The organism is Lentilactobacillus otakiensis DSM 19908 = JCM 15040, from assembly GCF_001434145.1.
GTDB lineage: Bacteria > Bacillota > Bacilli > Lactobacillales > Lactobacillaceae > Lentilactobacillus > Lentilactobacillus otakiensis.
The window spans coordinates 168703-190667 of sequence record NZ_AZED01000003.1 but is presented as its reverse complement, the minus strand read 5'-3'; the positions used below and the strand labels follow the sequence as shown (position 1 = coordinate 190667).

12 protein-coding genes and 1 pseudogene are annotated in these 21965 nt (G+C 40.1%); 3 read left to right on the top strand and 10 right to left on the bottom strand.

What is annotated here, in order from left to right; all coding sequences use genetic code 11:
* Positions 1–110 precede the first annotated feature (110 nt).
* Both gdhA and FD05_RS01235 read right to left on the bottom strand, forming a co-directional pair.
* A pseudogene (gene gdhA, locus FD05_RS01240) lies at positions 111–1456 on the bottom strand (NADP-specific glutamate dehydrogenase).
* Between the two features lie 328 nt (positions 1457–1784).
* Positions 1785–3887: an alpha-galactosidase gene (locus FD05_RS01235; protein WP_020281613.1), complete on the bottom strand. Its 2103-nt coding sequence runs from the start codon at positions 3885–3887 to the stop codon at positions 1785–1787.
* Positions 3888–4239: 352 nt separating this feature from the next.
* Here FD05_RS01235 and FD05_RS01230 point away from each other — a divergent pair, with 352 nt between their 5' ends.
* Complete coding sequence (locus FD05_RS01230; RefSeq protein WP_020281612.1) at positions 4240–5217, top strand: AraC family transcriptional regulator; 978 nt, start codon at positions 4240–4242, stop codon at positions 5215–5217.
* Positions 5218–5700: 483 nt separating this feature from the next.
* Here FD05_RS01230 and FD05_RS01225 read toward each other — a convergent pair whose 3' ends face one another.
* The 5 genes from FD05_RS01225 to FD05_RS01205 form a co-directional block, all read right to left on the bottom strand.
* Positions 5701–7089, bottom strand: a complete 1389-nt coding sequence (locus FD05_RS01225) for an MFS transporter (RefSeq protein WP_020281610.1) — start codon at positions 7087–7089, stop codon at positions 5701–5703.
* A 27-nt stretch (positions 7090–7116) separates the two neighbouring features.
* Positions 7117–8280, bottom strand: a complete 1164-nt coding sequence (locus tag FD05_RS01220; protein ID WP_020281609.1) for a glycoside hydrolase family 27 protein — start codon at positions 8278–8280, stop codon at positions 7117–7119.
* A gap of 575 nt (positions 8281–8855) precedes the next feature.
* Positions 8856–10250 (bottom strand): glycoside-pentoside-hexuronide (GPH):cation symporter, encoded by a 1395-nt coding sequence (locus FD05_RS01215; protein WP_039933082.1) that lies wholly within the window; start codon positions 10248–10250, stop codon positions 8856–8858.
* A gap of 88 nt (positions 10251–10338) precedes the next feature.
* Complete coding sequence (locus FD05_RS01210) at positions 10339–12705, bottom strand: hypothetical protein (protein WP_020281607.1); 2367 nt, start codon at positions 12703–12705, stop codon at positions 10339–10341.
* Positions 12706–12734: 29 nt separating this feature from the next.
* Positions 12735–14915 (bottom strand): beta-L-arabinofuranosidase domain-containing protein, encoded by a 2181-nt coding sequence (locus FD05_RS01205; RefSeq protein ID WP_020281606.1) that lies wholly within the window; start codon positions 14913–14915, stop codon positions 12735–12737.
* 336 nt (positions 14916–15251) lie between these two features.
* Here FD05_RS01205 and FD05_RS01200 point away from each other — a divergent pair, with 336 nt between their 5' ends.
* The gene (locus FD05_RS01200) at positions 15252–16187 is read left to right on the top strand and encodes an AraC family transcriptional regulator (protein WP_020281605.1); all 936 of its coding nucleotides are present in this window, start codon (positions 15252–15254) and stop codon (positions 16185–16187) included.
* Between the two features lie 108 nt (positions 16188–16295).
* Here FD05_RS01200 and FD05_RS01195 read toward each other — a convergent pair whose 3' ends face one another.
* Together FD05_RS01195 and FD05_RS01190 are read right to left on the bottom strand one after the other, a co-directional pair.
* Entirely contained in the window at positions 16296–18263 is a 1968-nt protein-coding gene (locus FD05_RS01195) for a glycoside hydrolase family 127 protein (protein ID WP_020281604.1), read from the bottom strand.
* A 14-nt stretch (positions 18264–18277) separates the two neighbouring features.
* The gene (locus FD05_RS01190; protein ID WP_020281603.1) at positions 18278–19618 is read right to left on the bottom strand and encodes an MFS transporter; all 1341 of its coding nucleotides are present in this window, start codon (positions 19616–19618) and stop codon (positions 18278–18280) included.
* Between the two features lie 151 nt (positions 19619–19769).
* Between FD05_RS01190 and FD05_RS01185 the strand changes: the two genes are divergently transcribed.
* The gene (locus FD05_RS01185) at positions 19770–20726 is read left to right on the top strand and encodes an AraC family transcriptional regulator (protein WP_039933080.1); all 957 of its coding nucleotides are present in this window, start codon (positions 19770–19772) and stop codon (positions 20724–20726) included.
* A 173-nt stretch (positions 20727–20899) separates the two neighbouring features.
* On the opposite strand, the gene FD05_RS01180 is transcribed toward FD05_RS01185, so the two are convergent.
* Complete coding sequence (locus FD05_RS01180; RefSeq protein WP_020281601.1) at positions 20900–21823, bottom strand: helix-turn-helix transcriptional regulator; 924 nt, start codon at positions 21821–21823, stop codon at positions 20900–20902.
* Between the last annotated feature and the right edge of the window lie 142 nt (positions 21824–21965).

Genomic DNA, 21965 nt, shown 5'->3' with positions numbered 1-21965 from the left:
CCATTGTGTGGCGCCTCTTAAAGCATTATTAAAAGAATTGAATCGTGGTCGAAAATTTTGTAACAAAAAAACAGTCTCCATACTATAGAAGACTGCTTTAATAATTCAAATTAAACTAATCCTTGAGCCATCATTGCTTCAGCAACCTTCTCAAATCCGGCAATGTTTGCACCTGCTTGGTAATCCTTATCAAGCTTGTATTTCTTGTCAGCAGCTTCTGACTTGGCGAAGATATCTTCCATGATGTCTTGAAGTCGATTATCAACGGTTTCAAAGCTCCATGCCAACCGTTCACTTTCTGACTCATTTCCAAAGCTGACACAGCCACGCCACCTGCATTGGCAGCCTTGGCAGGTCCATACAGAACATTGCTGTCACGATAGATTGCAATCGCATCTGGGTAACTAGGCATGTTGGCACCTTCACAGACGTATTTGGCACCATCTTTGACAATTAACTTGGCTTGATCCTTGTTAATTTCATTTTGAGTGGCACATGGCAAGGCAATATCATAATCAACATCGAAGTCCCAAACGGATCCACCGTGATATTCAGCAGATTCGACTCTGTCCGCATAGTCACGAATCCGGCCACGTTCAACTTCTTTAATTTGTTTGACGACTTTGTAATCAATTCCTTTAGGATCATAGATGTAGCCATTGGAATCCGATACAGTAATCACTTTGGCACCTAATTCAGTTGCTTTTTGAATAGCATAAGTGGCCACATTTCCGGCACCAGAGACCTTAATCTTTTTGCCGGTCAAAGTGTCGCCTTGGGCTTTCAGCATCGCATTGGTATAGTAGAGCAATCCAAATCCGGTTGCTCCTGTTCGGGCAAGGCTACCGCCAAATGTCAGACCCTTACCAGTCAAAACACCATTTTGATAGCCGTTTAGCCGTTTATACGCACCGAATAGATAACCAATCTCTCGACCACCAACCCCGATATCTCCGGCTGGCACATCCAAATCTGGCCCGATGTGGCGTTGCAGCTCAGTCATAAAGCTTTGACAAAAGCGCATAACTTCAGAATCTGATTTGCCTTTGGGATCGAAATCACTGCCACCTTTGGCACCGCCAATTGGTAAGCCAGTCAAACTATTCTTCAAAATCTGCTCGAAGCCAAGGAACTTCACAACACTCAGATTGACACTGGGATGTAACCTTAGACCACCTTTATAAGGGCCGATGGCAGAGTTAAACTGAACTCGGAAGCCACGATTGACGTTAAATTTACCGTCATCTGACTGCCATGGCACTCGGAATTGAATTACCCGTTCAGGTTCAACAAGCTGTGCCAACAAGTTTGATTCCACGTACTCTGGATGGGCCTCCAAAGTTGGTGCCAAGCTATCCAGCACGGTAAATGCCGCCTCTTGAAATTCTTTTTGGTCAGGATCCCGACGGTCGATTTGGTCTTTGATTGATTCAATATATGCCTTTACATTGGTCACAATGATTCCCACTTTCTGCTTTTGGCCTAGAATTATAAACTACTTTGTAAATAGCGATTCAGTGAACCATCACCGTTTACATCGTTATGTAATATCTTAGCAGAATTTTTATTAGAAGTCTTCACATTTTATAATGTTTTTCAAATATATATTCAACAAAAGAAGCCCAAACCGTTTATTCAACAGTTTGAGCTTCTTGTTTTATTAAGAGGTAACCGATTTGTTACCTTGAATGGGGTGGTGAAAACATCATGTCAGAAATAACATTTTCACGTTTATGTGTTAATCGCATTAAGTCTGACAACACCCCCTTTAAAGAAACATCAAATTACTTCATTGTAATGTGATATAAACGAGCCATCTTTTCTTTGGCAAAGTTAACTTTCAATGAATTGCCATTTGCCTGATACGAAGTACCATTATCAGCGTTTGGATAAACTTGTTCAATGCTGTCAACATTTCCGTACTTCTGAAGAGAGATTTCGTGGTCTGCTTGATCACTCACACCACGCCAAACAGCCAAATAGATATCTTTCCCATTCTGGAAGCCGTAGCTAAACCATGGATCATCAAGTTGGCTCAAACCTTCAGGCCAAATAGGTAATCCAGTTGGAATCAAGTGACGATACGTCTTGTATGCCTTAATTCCTTCGGCAACCAATTCCAACCGATGCCCCTTAACTTTGTTCAAATAACCACTCTGATGAATCCGTAAAAGCATTGCATTGATCATGTTGAAGATGACTTCTTCATCGTCCCCATCTTGCAAAGGATATGACCAAATTGCACACTGTTCTGGGGCAACCACGGAAGCTCCAACAGCGGCAATGTTTCCGTTACGAACATAGTCGGTTTGATCAGTCATTGATTGGATACTGTGACGTTGAAGCATTGCATAATCATGACGCATACCACCACTTCCACAGTTTTCAATCACTAAATCAGGATACTTGGCAAAGACGGCATCCAACCACTTAAGATAAGCCCGGTTATGCTTCAACAGCCCGTCACCGAAGCTGTCAGAATTTTGATCCGTTCCGATTCCAGTTGTGATATTGTAATCCATCTTGATATAGCCAACGCCATATTGTTCAACAAGCCGTTTGATAACTCCATTAGCAAATTCACGTACTTCAGGATTTGTGAAGTCCAAGTGGTAACGGTCAGCATCAATCACTCGTTTACCATGGCGCATAAAGAACCAGCTATCTGGTAATTTGTCAGCCAATGGGCTCTTAATTCCAACAACTTCGAGTTCCAGCCATAAACCAGGTGTGAGCCGCTTATCACGAATATATTTGATGAGCTTTTCAATTCCACCAGGGAATCGTTCTTCAGATGGTTGCCATTCACCAACGCTATCCCACCAGTAACCAGGCGCATACCAGCCACAATCAATGACAAAATATTCACAGCCAACTTTTTCAGCGGCATCCACCAACGGAATTTCCTTGGCAGTAGTTGGATCACCAGCGAGGCCGTTCATATAATCGTTGAAGATAACCGCCAAGCTCTTATTATCATCATTTTCACGGCGGATCAAGCGACGATACTTCGTCATTTCCTGCAAAGCATCCTCATAGTCACCATTTAACTGACCGAAGGCAACTTGAGCGGTCGTAAAGCTGTCACCAGGCTTCAGATTCTTCCACCAGTGATTATCGAGTTCTTCTGGTCCGGAAAGTCGAATTGCCAAGACATTTCCTCGGCCAATATCGGTTAATTCGTAATGCCAGGCACCATTATTTTCAATTTGCCAAACGGCTGACTGTTTTGTCTTGGTGTTATATAAAATTCCATTTGGTGAATACTCAGAACAAGACCAAGATGAATTATTGGTAATTGAAATTCGCTTAGTTGAGGCTTGATTCTTCTCACCGTCAACCCAATAGTCTAAGCCAGCATCCTTCAATGTTCGATGTTTCCATTGAGCTTCGGCAGTCCAGTCATTGTTTGGAACATAAATCTCATTGTCTTCAGAATAGTTGCCATCAAGGTCCTTAGCTTGGTTGATGCCACTAAGGGCAAATGATGAGACGTATTCAATTCCAAGATCTACAGAACCGATATTGTCTAATTTTGTCCAGCTGCGGATAACTGCCGAGCCATCAAACAATCGATAGTAGCTGGTTACTCGAAGCGACTTTTCGGTATCTTCTTGAACAATTGTCAGTAATTTTCCGTTAGACTCATCTTCAATTTGATGACTAACGTATTTTAAATCCCGGCCAGGATTTGTGTCGACAAAACTGACTCCTTTGTGGTGGAAATTGCGACCAGTCACTTGGACTTCAGCAATTTGAAAATGCTTCTTTATTTCGGCATCAGCAGAACTTAAATCATTGGAATCAAGAATGGTCATATACACTTGATCATCATTAACTTCAAAACCTAATTGTGCTGTATCAGTATTAACAGTAATTGTTTTCATCAAGACTACCCTTTCTTTATGCAAAAGTTCATTCACATATAAATAATTATTCATTAGCTTTCCTTTTCAATGAATTGGTGTTGGTTTCCGGTGTTTAGTGCTCGAAACCTGGTCTAATAATAATATAAATGTTATTATTAAACTAACAATCGCACAACAATCGAGTAAATATCAAATCAGCGGTTCATCTTAAAAGAAAACTCTATATATGTATTGTAACCGGTTTCTTCATGTAAAAAAATGGTATATTGTGTATGAAAGGTGTCTTTTTGTGACTATCCTTCATACATTAGGTGTTTTTTTATCACCTAGCATACACGTCTGTTAGTTGCAAATAATGGGAGATGACTCTATGGATAACATAACGTGCTTAAACATCAGCGAACCCGTTCTGTATATCTCTTCCGGAAAATTTACTGCTGGAAAACACTGGATGCACAAACACATGTATCATGACGGAAACTTTGAAATCATTATCGTCCTCAAAGGTGTCATTCATTTGGATGTTGACTCAATTCATTACAGTATTACAGAGGGTGAGGTGTTTGCTTTACCCCCATACCATCATCTTCATGGGTACCGAGAATCGCCAGAAGGAACCCAATATTTCTGGTTCCATTTTTTCACCAAACCTAATGGCCTAAGAACACAAGAAGTGGACTTGTCAAAAACGCATGTCATTGAATCTATGTTCACAAAAACACAAGCAATTTTGCCTCTTCAATTTGAAGTATCTGACTTTGACAAGGTTTTCATTTTGGCAAATCAAATTTTAGATATGGCTAAAAGTGACTACTTCACATCAATTGGAACTGACTACTTTTTGACATCACTTATAATCGAATTGTCGCAGGAGTACTTTACATCCATTATCAGTACACCACTTTCTGAAGAGGAAGCGAGAATTGACGGTATTAAAGAATGGATCCGATCCAATTTGACAGACAAACTTAGGGTTGGTGATGTAGCTGATCATTTTGAACTGAATCCTCATTATCTAGTCAGAATTTTCAAGCAGCAAACTGGCCAAACAGTTATCCAATTTATTAACGGTCTAAAGCTTCAAAAGGCTCGAGAACTGTTACTACGAACGAACCTGCCGATCAAGCAAATTGCCAGCATGGCATTTTTCCCGGATGAGAAGCGTTTCATGAAAGTCTTCAAAGAAAACGGCTTTCTAACACCTTCTGAATACAGACGAGGTTATACAAAGAAATTTCTTGATAGCAGCAAATTTGATCCCGAGGTCCCAATTACCCGAGATACCGAGGACTACCAGAATAGATTTAAAAAATTAACTGCAAATCCCTACAAAACTCGAAAGGATTGAATCACATGAACAAAAGAAAAGGCCGGATGAATTTATTAATTATGATTATTATTATTGTCGTCATTGATCTCATCTTTCTAGGATATCAACATATCAATAAAGACAGCAAAAAGAGTAGCAGTGCCACTTCTCCAGTTAGAGTGAGTGTTGTCTCTCAGCACTCACCACTACGTGCATAACCCCCTCAATTTGCGATTTTAGCTAATATGTTTAAGTGATCAACACCCTCTTCTATGCAAATTAGATAGGGTGTTTTTTAATCGAATACAAATCCTGTTTAAATATCTTGAAATCAATGGCAACAACAAACGAGAGTGGGAAAAGGCGTTTTGTTCCCTTAAATTTTGGGATCAGCCGATTTGAGCACGTTTTGAATAAGTAATAATTAAGCCACTAAAAAAGGCTGAGGCAAAAGTTTGCACTTTTGTCCCAGCCTCGTTTAGCTTTGATGATTTATTTTAATCTATTTTGTAAACCAAGCGATTATGCACGAGTCTTAGACAAGTCAGCAGTAATCTTCTTTTCCATCTTTTCGTAACGGAAGTAGAGAAGTGCTGGAATGATTGCAACACCATACATAACAATGGTAATCCAGTTAAATGAAAGTTTAATTCCAGTTAAAGCATGCAATGTTTGTGCATGGTTGGCAACGTAACCAAAGGCAGCCATGATTTTACCGTTCAAAGCACCGGCAAATCCCATACCCATTGACATACAGAATGCTGATCCGATAGTGGTTAAAATCCCGGCAGCGTTAACACCGTTCTTCCACTCACCATAATCAACTGCAGAACCAAGCATTGCAAATGGCATTGATACGGCAATACCGGAACCAACGTTAGCAATTAACCATCCAGTAGTAGCACCAACTGCGTTTAAGCCAGAGAACATGATAATAAACTGACCAATTACAGCGATTGCCAGACCCATTGCCCAAATGTGACTCTTTGACATCACTTTATTCAAGAATGGAATTGCAAGGACACCAAGAACCTGAATAATCGCGATTGAATTAAAGAACGTTACTAAATCCTTACTGTGGAAATAATAAGTGAAGTAATAAACCATTGATTGTTGACGACCTTGTTGAGCAACCCAGAATAAGAAGTTACCAGCAACGATGATGAACCAAGGCCAGTTCTTGTTCATGGCATGAATACTTCTTCTCAAAGTAACTCGTTGACTATTTGGAACAACAACCCGTTCTCTAACATGTCCGAATGAGAACAATGTTCCTGCTAAGTTCAAGCAGGCAAAAATGATAATAAAGATTCTGAAACCTTTGACATCATTACCACCACCAAAGAATGCAACCAATGGCAAGGTTAATGAGTTAACAACGAACACACCAAGGTTAGAACCAACCATTCGCCATGAGTTTAAAACAACCCGTTGATCTGGTTTTGAACTAATCAAAGGTAAGATCGTGGTGATCGGTGCGTTAATACCAAGGTAAATAACACCATAAATCATGTAAACAATGGCGCAATACAATGCTTTAGCCGATGGGCTTAAGCTTGGTGCCCAGAACAATAGGATACCACTCGCTGCATAAGGAATTGCCAACCATAAGAAGTATGGTCGAGCTTTTCCATATTTTGAGTGAGTCATATCAATAAAGGTTCCCCAAACTGGTGCCCCAACAGCATCAACAACACGTGCAACCAACAGAATTGTTCCTGTTGAAGCTGCCGAAATCAATGCAACATCGGTGAAGAAATACATTAAATAACTGTTAACAACAGTCGCAACAAGCTGACCGGCAAAGTCCAGATTGGCATAACTCAGTCTTTCTAGGAAGCCAACCTTTTCCTTCGTAGATCCAGCTGGAAACTTTTCTGATTTCACTTCCATCGCTGTTTTTTCATCCATAATATCTATCCCTCTTCAAATATTTGATTAAACTTTTAATAAGTAAACATCATGCGGTGCAATCGCAATCGAATCATTATCGGATAACGAAGCATCCTTATCTTCCCAAACATCATGACCGCTTAATGGAATTCCCAAGTTGGCAATTTTAGCTCCTGATAGCTTGAGGTCTCCGTCTGAAATATTGAAAATTGCATAATATTTATTATCAGAACTTGCTGCGTACCAAGTAATCAATTGGTCATCACGATGAGTCTGGTACTTTTCAATAATATGATCATCCATGTTCAATAATTCTTGGTTGGTCATCAAACTGTTCGTCCACTCATCATTGTCAGGAAGTTCACCACCCATGATTAATGGTGACTGCATCAAGCTCCAAAGTGTCATCATGGTCTTTTGTTCTGGCTTGGTAAAGCGAGTCTGGCGGTTACCACCAGGGCCATCAACCGAACGGATTCCAATGTGACCAAGAGGCAACATATCACAATCTGGCCAGTTACCTGGGCGGGACATTGATGACCATTTTTCAGCACGGTCAAACATGTTCAGTAACAGTGACCATTCATCCCAGAAATCATCGGTAATCCGCCACATGTTGGCAGTTCGTTGGAAGAAAGCACCGTTATCCACTGGTGCAGGACCTGGTGAAAGTGAAAGAACCATGTCACGGCCAGTCTTATCAATGGCCTTACGTAAGGCTTCAACTTCCTTCTTGTGAGTGCCGTTATAAATAACAGAATTGGCGATATCATCACATTTAATGAAATCAACACCCCAGGATGCGTAAAGCGCCATGATTGAATCATAGTAGCCTTGGCCTTCTGGCATGTCAACGTTAACACCGTACATATCTGAGTTCCAAGGACAGATATTGTTTAGAGCAATGTCTTTGGCAGTCTTGTCAGCGCCTTTAAGTGGTGCACTAGTATGAACAGCTTGACGCGGAATTCCACGCATAATGTGAATTCCAAACTTTAATCCCAATCCATGAATGTAATCAGCTAACGGTTTGAAACCGTTACCATTTGCGGCCGAAGGAAAACGTTTTGGATCTGGCAGGAGCCGTGAATATTCGTCCATTACCAATGGGGCAAAATCATGGTATTTGGATGAGTTGGCACTTGGTTCATACCATTGAATATCAACGGTAATGTATTGCCAACCGTACTGTTTTAAGTTCTTACTCATGTAATCGGCATTGCGCTTAATTTCGTCTTCACGTACTGAAGCACCATAACCATCCCAGCTATTCCAGCCTTTGGGTGGGACTTTAGCAAACTCTCTAAATTTTTGCGTGATCTTTCATCCTTTCTAAATAAACAATCTTGAGTAACTTCTAGTAACATTCAAAAACCGGTTAATCAAATGATACTGTGCACAATCTTTATGATAAGGGACAAAGAAAGCGATTTCAACGTCACAAAAGTACATTTGGTGTTCAAAAGTAACTAATGATTGTATAATTAGTGTCAAAAAGTAACAAAATACATGTTTTATGAAAATACGCACAAATTTGGCCCCTATATATTTTCAAAATGCATTATTCATTCTGTAAAATCTATATATATACAAAAGAAGCCCAAACCGTTTATTCAACAGTTTGAGCTTCTATTTTTATTGATGGGTAACTCATATCACGAATGGGGTTCGTGAAAACATTATGTCAGAAATAATGTTCGCTTTATCAAGTATCAAAATTTTCTGAATGAATGCATCACCACCTTATCTGTGTCCAAAAGTTACGGTGTCATCATCAATTCGAATTAGTTGTTTGCATCAGCATCGTGACGAGCAGCTAAATCAGCTTTAATTTGTGGTTCCATCTTTTCGTACTTGAAGTATAAGCACATGATTGCAGCAACGATAGCGTACACGATAACTGGGAAGTAAATAAATGTAAAGTGAATTGCGCTAAGTGCGTGTGCAGTTTGTGTCTTGTTAGCAACGAATCCGGCGGCAGCCATGATCTTTGAGGGAATGAATGAACCGAATCCTGAACCTAATTGGATACAGAAGGCAGAACCAACGGCAGTTAAGAAACCAGGAGCACGGATACCGGTCTTCCATTCACCATAGTCAACAGTATCAGCTAACATACCAAATGGCATAGCAACGGCAGTTGAAGCACCGAAGATACCGATAATCCAAGCAATGATAACCAGAGTAAAGTTGTTACCAACCATACCCATCATGATTTGACCAGCAGCACCAATTGCCAAACCAATGATCATTGTCATTGTCTTGTTGGTAACTTTAACGACAAATGGGATACAAATTGTAGCGATAATGCCAAGAACTTGAAGCCCGTTAAATACTGAAGTTAACTGTTCGTTACCCAAGTTGTATTTAGCATAGTAAACTGAAATTCCGTTACGAGTAGACTGTGCAACCCAGTAAATTACGAATGAAACAACCAGGATGTACCATGGGTTGTTACCAACAGTAGCTTTCAATGAATCCTTGAATGGAATTGGCTTTTGAACAGCAATAGTCCGTTCTTTCATGCCTTTGAATGACAGGAAAAGTAAGACAACGGCAAGCAAACCGAAGAAGAACATTGTCCACATAAAACCAACCTTATCGTCACCTTTACCAAAGAATGCAACTAATGGTAAGGCGAAGGTACTAGTGATAAATGAACCAATGGAACCACCACACATACGGAATGTGTTGGCATTGATACGTTCCTGACCGTTAGTGGTTAAGCTGGGAAGAATAGCAGTAATCGGAGTTTGAATACCAGTATAAACAACCCCAGCGGCTAAGATGTAAGTAAATCCGGCATACCATAGCTTAGCAGTACCATGCAGGTTTGGTGCGGTAAATGCTAAGAATGTGGCAACGGCAAATGGAATGGCCAACCATAAGAAGTATGGTCGACTTTGACCCCATTTAGTGTGGGTATGATCAACAATTGATCCCCAAACAGGTGCACTAACAGCATCAAAGAAACGAGCAACTAACAGAATTAAACCTGCACCACCAACTGAAATACCGAAAACATCAGTATAGAAATAAAGAATATAACTTGAAATTGTAACATAAAGCAAGTTACCAGCCATATCAGTAAAGGAGTAAGCTGTTTTCTCCCAAACTGACAGTTTAACGTTTGCACTGTCTTTGCTGGTCCCTGCTGTACTTGCAGCATTTTTATCCATGATCATAATCTCCTATCAAATTTATTTAAAATAATTGCAGAACACGTTGCGAAGCCGCATCCGTCACCTCCTTAAATGTAAACAGTCGTTATTCAAACTTCCTGGTTGCAAGATTGAACAATGCTTTATCTTTATGACTTTCAAAAACTTGATTGTCATCTAAATAAATGTACTCACTGATATATGGCGCGAAACTCTGAATCTCGTAATGATTATCAACAAGTTTCTTTACCCGTCCATTAACCGCTGTGAGTCCCTTGTCCGGATCCTTATAGATATAGGTCTTTTGACCAAAACCATTCAGGAAAGCTACGAGTTCTTCGCCCATATCCCAGTCATCCTCACCCGTATATCCATCAGGGAACAGGCGGGCAAAAATTCCGCCATCGGAAGCAAAAATCGATTGGCCAAACCGGTTCCGAGATAAGTCGGGACGGTTCAAATTAGGCCCGGCGATACTGTAGGTTGATGCAGCGTCACCCGGTTCGAGCATCCGATCAGTTGCGGTGGCATTTGAATCGTACATATACAGAACTGCCCCGGTAGCACGATAAGCTGCTTCAACTAATTCAGGATCTTGAAGCTTCTCACCGGCAATTTGAGCAGATGCGGCAGTTAAGCCACCCCACAAGGCATGAATCATGTACGAGAGAGCTTCCCACCAACGATCAGGGCTTTGAGACCTGAAATCGTTACTGAAGCCGATATTGGCTTTTAAGAGCTCACCATACGTCATCGCCGCATGGGTATTGCCAGTCAGTGCCAACGCTCCGGCTGCTGGACCAAATCCTGCATTGTCAAAGAAATGTTCAGTCATCGCTGCTTCCAGTGAATCACTATTGGCAGCCAGTCGATCAGTCACATTTTTCCATGACTTGGAGATTTCGGAATATTCTTTGTCCAGACCACTCTTCTTCAAGTCTGCCAGCAAGTCTTCAATGTACAGGCCGTATGTTCCTAACATCTGCGCCTCTGTCTTACCACGCTCGTTATCATTCAAATCCGGGTTCACCCGAACGTCAAAGACTTGTGCAGCCCAGGAAAGATAGTCATTTGGCTGGTTCAATTTCAACGCGGATGCCGGACATTTTGATAACAAGTAGAACATATGGGCGATGTATTCGAGATCCATTAAACGATAGAAGTCACCGTATAACTTCGCCGGTTTCTTGAAATCACCATTTTCAAACCACTTTGGTCGAACGTACTTCACGGCACTTTCTTCAACCTGGGCAATTTGCTTGTCAGCATTCTCAACCTTATCGTCCAGCAAACACTCTTGAAGGATGAAGGTCATCTTGCCGATAGACTCACCTTGATTTGAAACGGGCCCGAAGCTGTATGGCACCTTACCATCAGCACCGGCATACGAATGTTCAGAAACATAATCAGCGCGATTTTGAAGCAGTTCGTTGATCGAGTTCATAACATTGAACACGCCCATATCAACGGTACCGTCATCAAATTCTAAGACCACTTGATGTTCACCCAGGCCTTGAGGCTCATATACTAAACGGCCATTTTCAAGCTGGTCGGTCATATCCTGATCAATAATGTGGGTCCCAGACTTATGACGAACTGAGATTCGTTTTAAATTTTGACCCTTCGCAAGCTTAATGTTGAAGACTTGATAGGCTCCTTGAGAAATCATCGGTTCAAAAGCAAATCGCGGATGATTGTAATAGTTGGTTGCAATATCGTAAAAATCCTTTTGAGTCGTATATGGCTTCAAATAGAATTCCCAGTCTCGACTCTCACCTGGTTTGATCACCAGTGAGTTTTGAGGGTAAATCCAATCATTATGTGGTCTGCGATCATCGTCGTAGCCGCCTGCCAACACAATCTCGTGGAAAAGCATCCCATCCAATGATGGTGAAACATTCTCAAAGAATCGGTTGGTGTAGTCATTGAAAGTCCCTACCGAAAGAACTTCACCCTTTGTTTGATACAATCCCATGTTGGGACTGGTATTATCCCGCCGAACTGCAGCAAGTTTGGTATAATTCTTTGAAATCTGTGGGAAGACCGCAACGGATTGGTTGGCGTTCCGCTTAACGTTCTTGTCTCTAAACATGACATATGCCAAGCTGACCCACACGCCAAGATTATTAACTGTCACATCTTCTTGGCCGTTATTCTTAACGGTGAAGTCCCATTTAAATGAATTACCAATCAACTTAAATTCTTGAACCAGTGAAAGGTCTCCCACTTTAAATTCAATCGTGCTATGAGTATCGTCTCCACTCACTCGGGGGATTTGATCAATACTGCGGTGTTTTTGGCCGTTAACAGTAATATTGAATTCACCAAAGAGTTTATCCAAATCATCGTATCCAAGTGACTCGAGATATTCCGGATCAATCACCCAGTTCATATTGGATTTGTCCGAATTTAACTGGAGTTTGGTAATTGCACCTCGTTTATTTTGTGTAACTGTCAGAAACTCTGACTTCATGTGTAAAACCCTCCTGGCGTTAATAATTGTTACTTGTTTGAAACCATGGTTTCGATCTTGTTGATGTTAGCAATATCGAAGTTCAGGCTCTCGTAATCAAGTGGCGTAATCTTAATGTTGATCTTGTTCTTACCTTTAGTTGCATCAATTGGTAATGGGTAAATGTAGTAAGAATCTTCTGGCCACTCATCATTCTTCATTGTTTGAGTGAAGAGAACTTTGTTATCATCTTGAATTTGGAAACTGTAAATATCACCATCAAGATAATCATAGGTAATCTTCAAGTAGTTCTTCTTGTCTGGATCAACTGCCAATGTCCATGAATGTTGTTCATTTGCAGGCTTGTCGCTATCATTTTGAGTATCAATAGTTGTCGCAACATCTTCATCCGGAACTTTTACATAAACGTTGTAAGGTGTGTCGGCTGGGATTTCTGGCAATGTTTTAAAGATGATGTCTGTTCCGGCAAGACGGAAGTTATTCTTACCTTCAACTTTGACAAGGTCTTCAAGGTATTCAGCAGCAGGCTTAGTTGATGCAGGCAAATCTTTAGTTTGAGCAGCTAATAAGATTGGGCCGTAGTAGATTGCCACACGGTTGAAACGGTCGGCAAGGGTTTGGTAACGAAGTTGGAAATCAAGGTTAACTCTAATTTCTGATTTCTTGCCCCAAGTCCGGGTAATTGCAACGAAACCATTCTTTGGTTCTGCATTGATTTCTTTGCCGTCAACAGTAATGGTTGTTTCTGCGCTCCACTTAGGAACTCGAACGTAAACAGTGAATTCTTGGTCTTTATCAGATTCAACGGTAACGTGAGCAAAATGTTGATCTGGATAATGTGAATCCTGGGTAATGGTTAAGCCCTTGTCCTTAAGGTTCAGAATTGAATCGAAGTATTGTGCAACATAGACGTCGTTGCCATCTTCATAGTAGATTCCGTCGACTAAGGTTGAGTGACGTTCAGTACCACTACCTACACAGCACCAGAAGCCGCCGCGGTCAAACTCTTTAGTTGAGTTAGGTGCAACACTCAAGTTGTAGAGATATTCTGCGATAGCGCTGTCATTGTTTTGCTGAGCCATGATGGCGTTAATGAACCGCATCTCGTAGTCGTCCATCAAAGTAGCATCCTTAGTGTCAGCGAACAATTCTGAACTCAAGAAGTTCAAATCATGTGAACAACAGCTTTCACCGTTTAACTTGGATAAGTGCTTGAAGAACATTTCTGGGTAATCGTAAAGTTCTGAACCATAATCAGCAGGTGCTGGATATGCTGAACGTCCGGAAATACCTTTAGTTGGTAATTCGTGACCGTTATGCATCCAGTTCATGAAGTTCACAACACCTTGCTTGTACTTTTCATCACCAGTTACGTGATAATATTCAAGCATTCCTTCGGCACAAACTAACTCAGTGTTTGAGTGACATGAGTAGTATCCTAATTCATCGTCATCTTTAATGAGCATGTCGCGGAACCATTTACGATCAAATTTTTCGGCTAGGTCTAACACATCTTGTTCTTTCTTACCGTTTAATTCGTAAAGTCGGAGTAAGGTTCTGTGCATTGCACCAAATTCTTGATGGTATACATAGTGGCCTTTACCTTGGTACCAGCGAGTATCGATCATTGCATCGATTTGGTCTTGGGTTAGACGTGCCATCCGCTTCTCGAAGTAATGAGTCATGTTCTCAGTCAATTCCATCGCGGTCTTGTTACCAGTGAATTCGTAGGCGTCCATCAAACCATCCATTAACTTCTGAACAGCATAATATGGTACATAATGGTTACCGTTGAATCTGAGCTTCTCAACGTCATCGAAACGCTTTGAAGGTTCAGCACATAAATATCCAGGGAATTCTTCAAATGTATCGAACTTTTCTTGAACTTCTTTTAAGCCTTCAACAATTTTATCAATGCGTTGCTTCAATTGATTTGCTTCATCAGTGTCTTCCATGTTGTTAAGTTCCACAAAGCTTCGTGAAGCGCCTGAAAGATAATGACCAGTGAAGTGACCTCTGAAGAACCAATCAGGTGATTCCCAGATAGTTAATGGGGTAGCCCCCTTAGTGTCCATGCCCGCGTTTTTGCGGTAGTTGTAAAGTAACTGATCTGGAGTCAACGAGAGCATCCAGTTGATGTTACGTTCAAACTTTTCTTTCAAAGTCGAATTTGGCAAATATTTAATGTCGTAGTATGATACCGGTTTCATTTTAAATTGTCCTTTCTAATCAAAAGTGAATTTTGAAATGCATAATTCTGTAACCGCTTACGATTAATAGAATACATTCGAAAAGAGGTAATTAACATCTATTATTCTATTGAATGTTTATAAAATAATACAAAAAAATAAAAGCGCTTTAGTTAATAGTTGAACATGCAGTGATCCCCAATATATCAGCGATAAATGAAACTCAATTAATTTCATTGAGAAATGTGAAATTTGACTTTTTATGGTTTTTGACTTATTTTTATAATATCAGCTAATCAGTTTATAAAATCTAATATTATTTCTATAATGTCACGGTTTCAAATTGGAGGTTTAATCATGGTCAAGGAGTATTTATCCATTTCCTGTCTGCCAACGCCAATGTATATTCAGAGTGGTCATGTAGTTTTTCGACCAGGCGAGCGACATCCTAATCGTAAGAATTTTCAATTCTTCGTTATGATGTTTCTACAACGTGGAAAATTATATATTGCTGAAGACGACACAAAATACACTGTGAGTGCTGGAGAAATGTTCATACTACAACCTCAGCATCATCATTATTCTTGGAAACCAATGGATGAAACAACAGAATATTACTGGATCCACTTCACAACCACCGGTAATTACATCCAAGCGCAAGAACCTAAACAGGTGCGACCCGTGATCCCTGTTCCGGCAATCCATTACTACACTTCGACAATTACCCTTTTCTTGCGAAAACAGCAAGCAATTCCAAACGAAAAAACGATTATCTCCATGATGAAGAAAATTTTTGCGAATAGCCGAAAATCAAGTGAGAATCACTCAGATACAACTCAAAACTCCATCGAATTCTGGAAAGCGCAACAGCTATTTCTTGATCTCCTGCAGCAGGTTCAAGTCCAAACGCCGCAGGAGTCCCCAATGGTAATGGTCGCCAATAAAATTCAGCGATATATCGAAGATCATTTCGATGAAAAAATTACTTACGAACAGCTTGGCAAGGAATTCCATATCCATCCCAATTCCGTTTCTCTATATATGAAGAAAACTTTCGGAATCACACCAAACAATTTACTGACAAAGTATCGATTAGAGGAAGCCACCAAGTATTTATTGTTAACCTCTGATCAGATCAGTACGATCGCCACTAAAGTGGGTTATCAAAATGTTTATTACTTCTCCATGGCTTTTAAGAAGGGCTATGGAATGTCACCATCCGAATATCGTAAGAAATATATTAGTCTGAAACCAAACATGCCGGATGACGGCTCTGGTAATCAATTTATGTAATAATAAAGTCTCTTCCTATAAGCAATGGGGTTAGCTTACAGGAAGAGACTTTATTTTTATGAGTTGAACTGAAATTAATCGAATATGATCGGTGTCAGAAACCTGTTATTAACGATTAATATCCTGCCATACACGCATTTGGCCTTCAGAACGGTTAGCCCAAGCATAGTAAGGAATGAAGGTCATCTTTGCTGGCTTCCATGAAATGTCGTCGGTGTAATAGAGCTCGTCACCGTCTTCTTGTGCCATCTTGGCATCTGAAGTTTCGATGACACCAACGCCATCCAATAATGATTTTTCGTACTTGTAAGTCAGACGTGGTTTGTCATCCAAACGATAGTCCCAAAGAGGTGCTTTGTTGTCAGCTTCTTCTGCACAGTAAACAACTGGGCCGCGTTGAATGGCAACTTTGTTCATATCATCTTTTACCTTGGTGTTGGTACGAACCAACTTAGTGTCCATATCAAGGCTTAAGGTAATTGTGACTTCAGAATCTGAAACTGGGATGTAAATGATGCCATCTTTTAATTCAGGATCAACTGATGAACCGTTGACCTTGACATCATACTTGTTACGACTCCAGCTTGGAATTCGGATGCCAAATGTGAATTCTTCTTTATTTTGGTTAGTAATGGTGTATTTAACATCACCACTCCATGGGAAGTTGCTTTCCTGGTTAACTTCGACACCATTCTTAAAGGTGGTATCGTTTGCGATAAATTGATGTGACAAGATAACGTCATCATTAACCTCGTAGATGTACTTGTCGATTGAGGCAAGTAAACGGGTGATGTTTGATGGGCAGCAGGCACATGCAAACCATGATGAACGACGGGTATTGATATGATTCTTACCTGGGTTACCGTGGCTGGCTTTAGGATCTGCTTCCAACGGGTTAACGTAGAAGTAATGCTTACCATCCAAAGCGATACCACTCAATGCACCATTGAATAATTCCTTTTCGATGATATCACCGTATTGGCCGCTCATACGAGTTGCCATCATTTGCTTGGCGAAGAAGACCATTGCAACTGAAGCACAAGTCTCACCGTAATCGGTATCATTAGGCAAATCATAGTCGTAAGTAAATGCTTCACCAGTCGTTGTTTGACCAACATTACCAGTTACATACATTTGCTTCTTAACGATGTCTTTCCAAAGACGGTTAGCAGAATCCATTAAGTCTTTATCATGAGTTAATCGAGCAACATGAGCCAAGCCAGTGCAGAAGTATAATACTCGAACAGCATGTCCATGAGGTTCAGTTTGCTCAGTTACAGGCTTGTCAGCGAAGTAGTAAGCGTTTCCGATGGTATCAAGACCAGGGAAGAAGTTACGGTCAGCTCCGTCTGCTTTATTTTGCTTGTTAAAGAACTCTGGATCCTTACCACGTTGGGTAATGAAGTACTTAGCTAAATCAAGGTACTTCTGTTCATGAGTTGCTTCGTATAAACGAGACAATGCATTTTCAATTTCAGGATGTCCTGGAATTCCAAGAATCTTACCTTCACCAGTTCCAAAATGGCTGTCGATACAATCGGCCATCTTCTTGGCAATGTTTAAAGCTTTTTGATTACCAGTAATAGTGTAATAGGCAACTCCTGCTTCAATGTAATGACCCATTGAATATAGTTCGTGTGATTGTTGAAGACGCTTAAATTTACGTTCAGGCATCTCAATTTGGAACATCGTTGAAAGATAACCATCATCTTCTTGCGCATCAGCAATCAAATCAACAACAGAATCTGCTTCTTTTCGAAGCTTGTCGCTTGGTGCATAGTTTAAAACATACGCAGCACTTTCCAACCATTTATAAACATCGGTATCTTGGAAGTCCATTCCAAAGAAGTCGCCTTTGATTCGGCCAGCAGCAATCTTCAAATTGGCAATTGCGTGACTTTTATCGGCAGCTCCACCGGCAGCAAACGGGTCATTTTCAACTTCAACATCGTTGTTGTCGTTAATCATGTCCCATTGGAATGGGATTGAGTCATCAGCCATTAATTTACGGTACCGCTTCCAAAATGGTGATGTAATTTTAAGCTTATTAATTTGAGTACTTTGTTTTGTTTCCATGAGTAAAAACTCCTTTACTTAACGTGCTTGATCCAGAGAATAAATGCTGTACCAACAAGGGTTGTAATGATTGATCCCCAGAATACTAATCCATAGCTTCCAGTTGCAGTAACAATCATTGAGGTAGCAGCCGGTGCGATCATTTGACCAGCAGTGTTGGTCAAATTACCAAATCCAACATACTTACCAGTTGTCTTGTTATCCTTAGCTTCGTCAGGGATAACATCGATGTTCAAAGCCATATCAACAGCCAGGTAAATACCATAACCAAGTCCAGCTAAAACAACGTATCCGATAACACCGTTAACTGACTTGAACAACAGTAAACTAATAGTACCAAGGATCATGAACATACCACCAAAAGCAACAGGAATCTTACGTGCTTTCAAACGGTCTGAGATAGGACCTGAGAATGCAAGTCCAAGCAATGAAACAACTAAAGTAAAGATTGACAACTTGTTCATGGCACGAGCAGCAGCCAATACTGATAATCCAATATGGTTTTCAAGAATATAAAGCAAGTATTGGAAGATCATAGTGTAACTAGTCATAACTAAGAATCGGCCGGCACAAGCCTTGTAAAAATCATGGGCACCGTGCATCTTAGGTGGTAGCAATGTAGCAAAGACACCTAATACTGATTCTTCCTTTGGAATAACTGCGTCTTTTGATGATTTTTCTCTTGGAGTAATCAACAGAACAATTAAACCTGAAAGGGCAATCAAAACACCACCAACGATGAAACCAGTGTTCTGGAATGATTGACCCAAGAAGTATGAACTAATGAACTGACCAACTGGGGCACCAATAGATGTTGCACCGAAACCTGCTGATAATGTACCACGAACGTTCTTAGGTGCACGATCGGCAAGGAAGGCATACATAGGAGTTTGAATAGCGTTTTGACCTAATGTGTTAAAGATGTAAGCCAAAGTCAAACTGGTAGTTGATTCGAAAATTCCTAATGAATACAAACCAATTCCGGCAACGAAGGAACCAACGAAGATCCATGGTGTCCGTTTACCAAATCTTGATCGAGTTTTGTCAGAAAGTGTACCCCAAATGTAACCAACGAACAATGATACCAAAGACGTAACTGATGTAATAATACCGTATGCTGCTGTTGGATTGACAATTCCAACATCTTTAATATGTTGAGGTAACAGTACAGCCCCGTTTAAAGTGAAGGCCGCGTTGTTCAAAATACCATAAATAACAAACGCAATCAGGAAGCGCCAAACATATGACTTTGGCCATGGCTTCCCGGTTTCTGGAGAAATTGTATCGGGATCAGCGGTTGCAGTTGATCCTTGTGTTCCGAATGAATCAAAGAATCTAAAATGTTTTTTTAACATCTTTTCCACCTACAAATTTTATATAAAGTTAGAAAACGTTTTCTACATTCCTTATGATGACGCTTTCACAAATTGAAAAAAACTGCTAAAATACTAATTGTGGTATACTTTTATGACATTTCACGTTTTTATTACGAAAAAGGTGGACAAAATGACGAATTATTATAGTTTTAGTATTGACGATGTGGTGACATTTATGGTTGGTGGGATTTTTACAGCGCATGAAGGCTGGCGACATAATCCAAGATATCATCATGGTGATTTCGAACTCATCATTTGTACAAAAGGAGAGCTTCATTTGAAAGTGGCAGAGCAAGACTACACTTTGAAACCAAATGATCTTTTGTTGGTTCCCCCCTATACTCTGATGCGTGGCACCAAGCCGTCTCCTGGAAATGTTGAGTTCTATTGGCTGCATTTTATTCTGCCAAGCAATACCCAATTATTTGAGAGTACCGGTTCCCTGACACTATCTGATAAGGACGTAAGTCCAAAACATATTCTGATCCCCCAGCAATTTAAATTGCCGGATCTGGACTTTTTAACAATTTTGATTCATCAGTTGCTTAACACCAATTCAGAAAATGCCTATGATCGAAAAATGGCTAACTATTTCATGACGATGATCATCATCAATATCAGTAAATTAACTTTAAATCAACTTGATTTCAAGACCAGAGATAGTGAGCGGATTAATCGATTAAAGGAATGGATTCGAACCAATCTTTACAAGTCACCAACTGTCCAAGACATGGCCGACGTCATGCAATTAAATCCTCAATATCTTTCTCGGCTTTTCAAAAAAGTCGTGGGCATTCCACCAAAGCAATATGTTCTCCAGCTGAAACTCCATACAGCTCAAGCATTGTTAGTCAAAACCAACCTATCAATAAAGGAAATCTCAGCCAATGCTTATTTCGATGGTGAAAAGCTATTCATGAGACAATTCAAGCAGATGACTGGAATGACCCCTAGTGAATATCGGGCACAGTTCGATGAGATTTATCACAATAACCAAGTAATTAGTCCAACATTACCGATTCCAGAAGAGATCACTAAACATTTGAAGGATGTGCCTGATTTTGGAGAGGCACCACAAGATTCATGATGGTTCGACTTTTATATTCAACTGAAGATTTCTGAATCAACCTGTTAAACACCTCACTCGCGGACTTCTTTTTATTTCATCCCAATAAAAAATATGCAAAAAAGGCATTGTTTTCATTAATTTGGAAACAGTGCCTTATCTTTTTACAACAAACTATCTCAATCCTTGAAAATTTAAAATAGTTCTTTCTCATCAATCCCTTTTTCGAGAACCGCAACGATCTTCCCAATATCGTACCCTGGGTCAATTGCTGGACTATTCAAGAAAGTTCGGGTAAATGTGTTCCGATATTTAGCAGGGGTGAGATTGGTATTCTTCTTAAATATTCGAAAGAAATACTTATAATCATTAAAATAACTTTTCTCGGAAATTTCTTGGACCGAATCATTGGTGGTTAACAATAAATATTTTGCTTGATCAATTTTTAGACTGTTCAAATATTCTTTCACCGTAGATCCAGTAATATTCTTAAACATGACCGCCAAATAATTCTGATTGATTTCAAAATGTTCAGCAATATCATGCACCGTCAATTCCTTGTTAATGTTCAGCCTAACCCACTCTTTTATTTGCGTAACTTTGCTTTCATCATTGTCACTTGATGAAAGTTGATTAATGTAATCATTTGAAAGTTCAGTGAGCAGCAATGTTACGGCATAATCTGCGGATGAGATGTGGCCTTGGTGATGTGCAATATCTAATAACTGGATTGCCAGAACCAAGGTACGAGTGGGTTCAGCCATCCTGAAACATCTCGGCAAAATAGCAGTTTCTTTGAGGTCAATATCCCTGTTTAGTTCATTCATGACCTCAAGCGGTGCACGATTTATGATATGGATCCATATAAATTCAGAAGGAATCTGTGCTGGATTGGCACCTGTAATTGTTTCTCCAGGGAAATTAACTAGAACGTTCCCCGGTGTTAAATTAAACTTTTCACTGCCAATAAACAGTGGCACACTACCCGTCAGCCCAATCATGATTTCTGTATCAGACTTTCGAGTAGAGGCCGTGTGCGTCCAACTTTCTTCGGCAATGAAATGACCACACTCCACTAGTTTCAAAGGTTTCCCTAAATCAAAATAACCAAGTTTCATACAGTATTACCTTCTTTTAAATGAGTCAGGATGATTTAAAAAGTGAAAAAAGATACTTTTTATATGAAAATGTGAGTTTTTGCGAATTAACTAAGCGCTTACAATTTAGTCTGTAAGATATAGCTTACAAGATTGTGTTGAC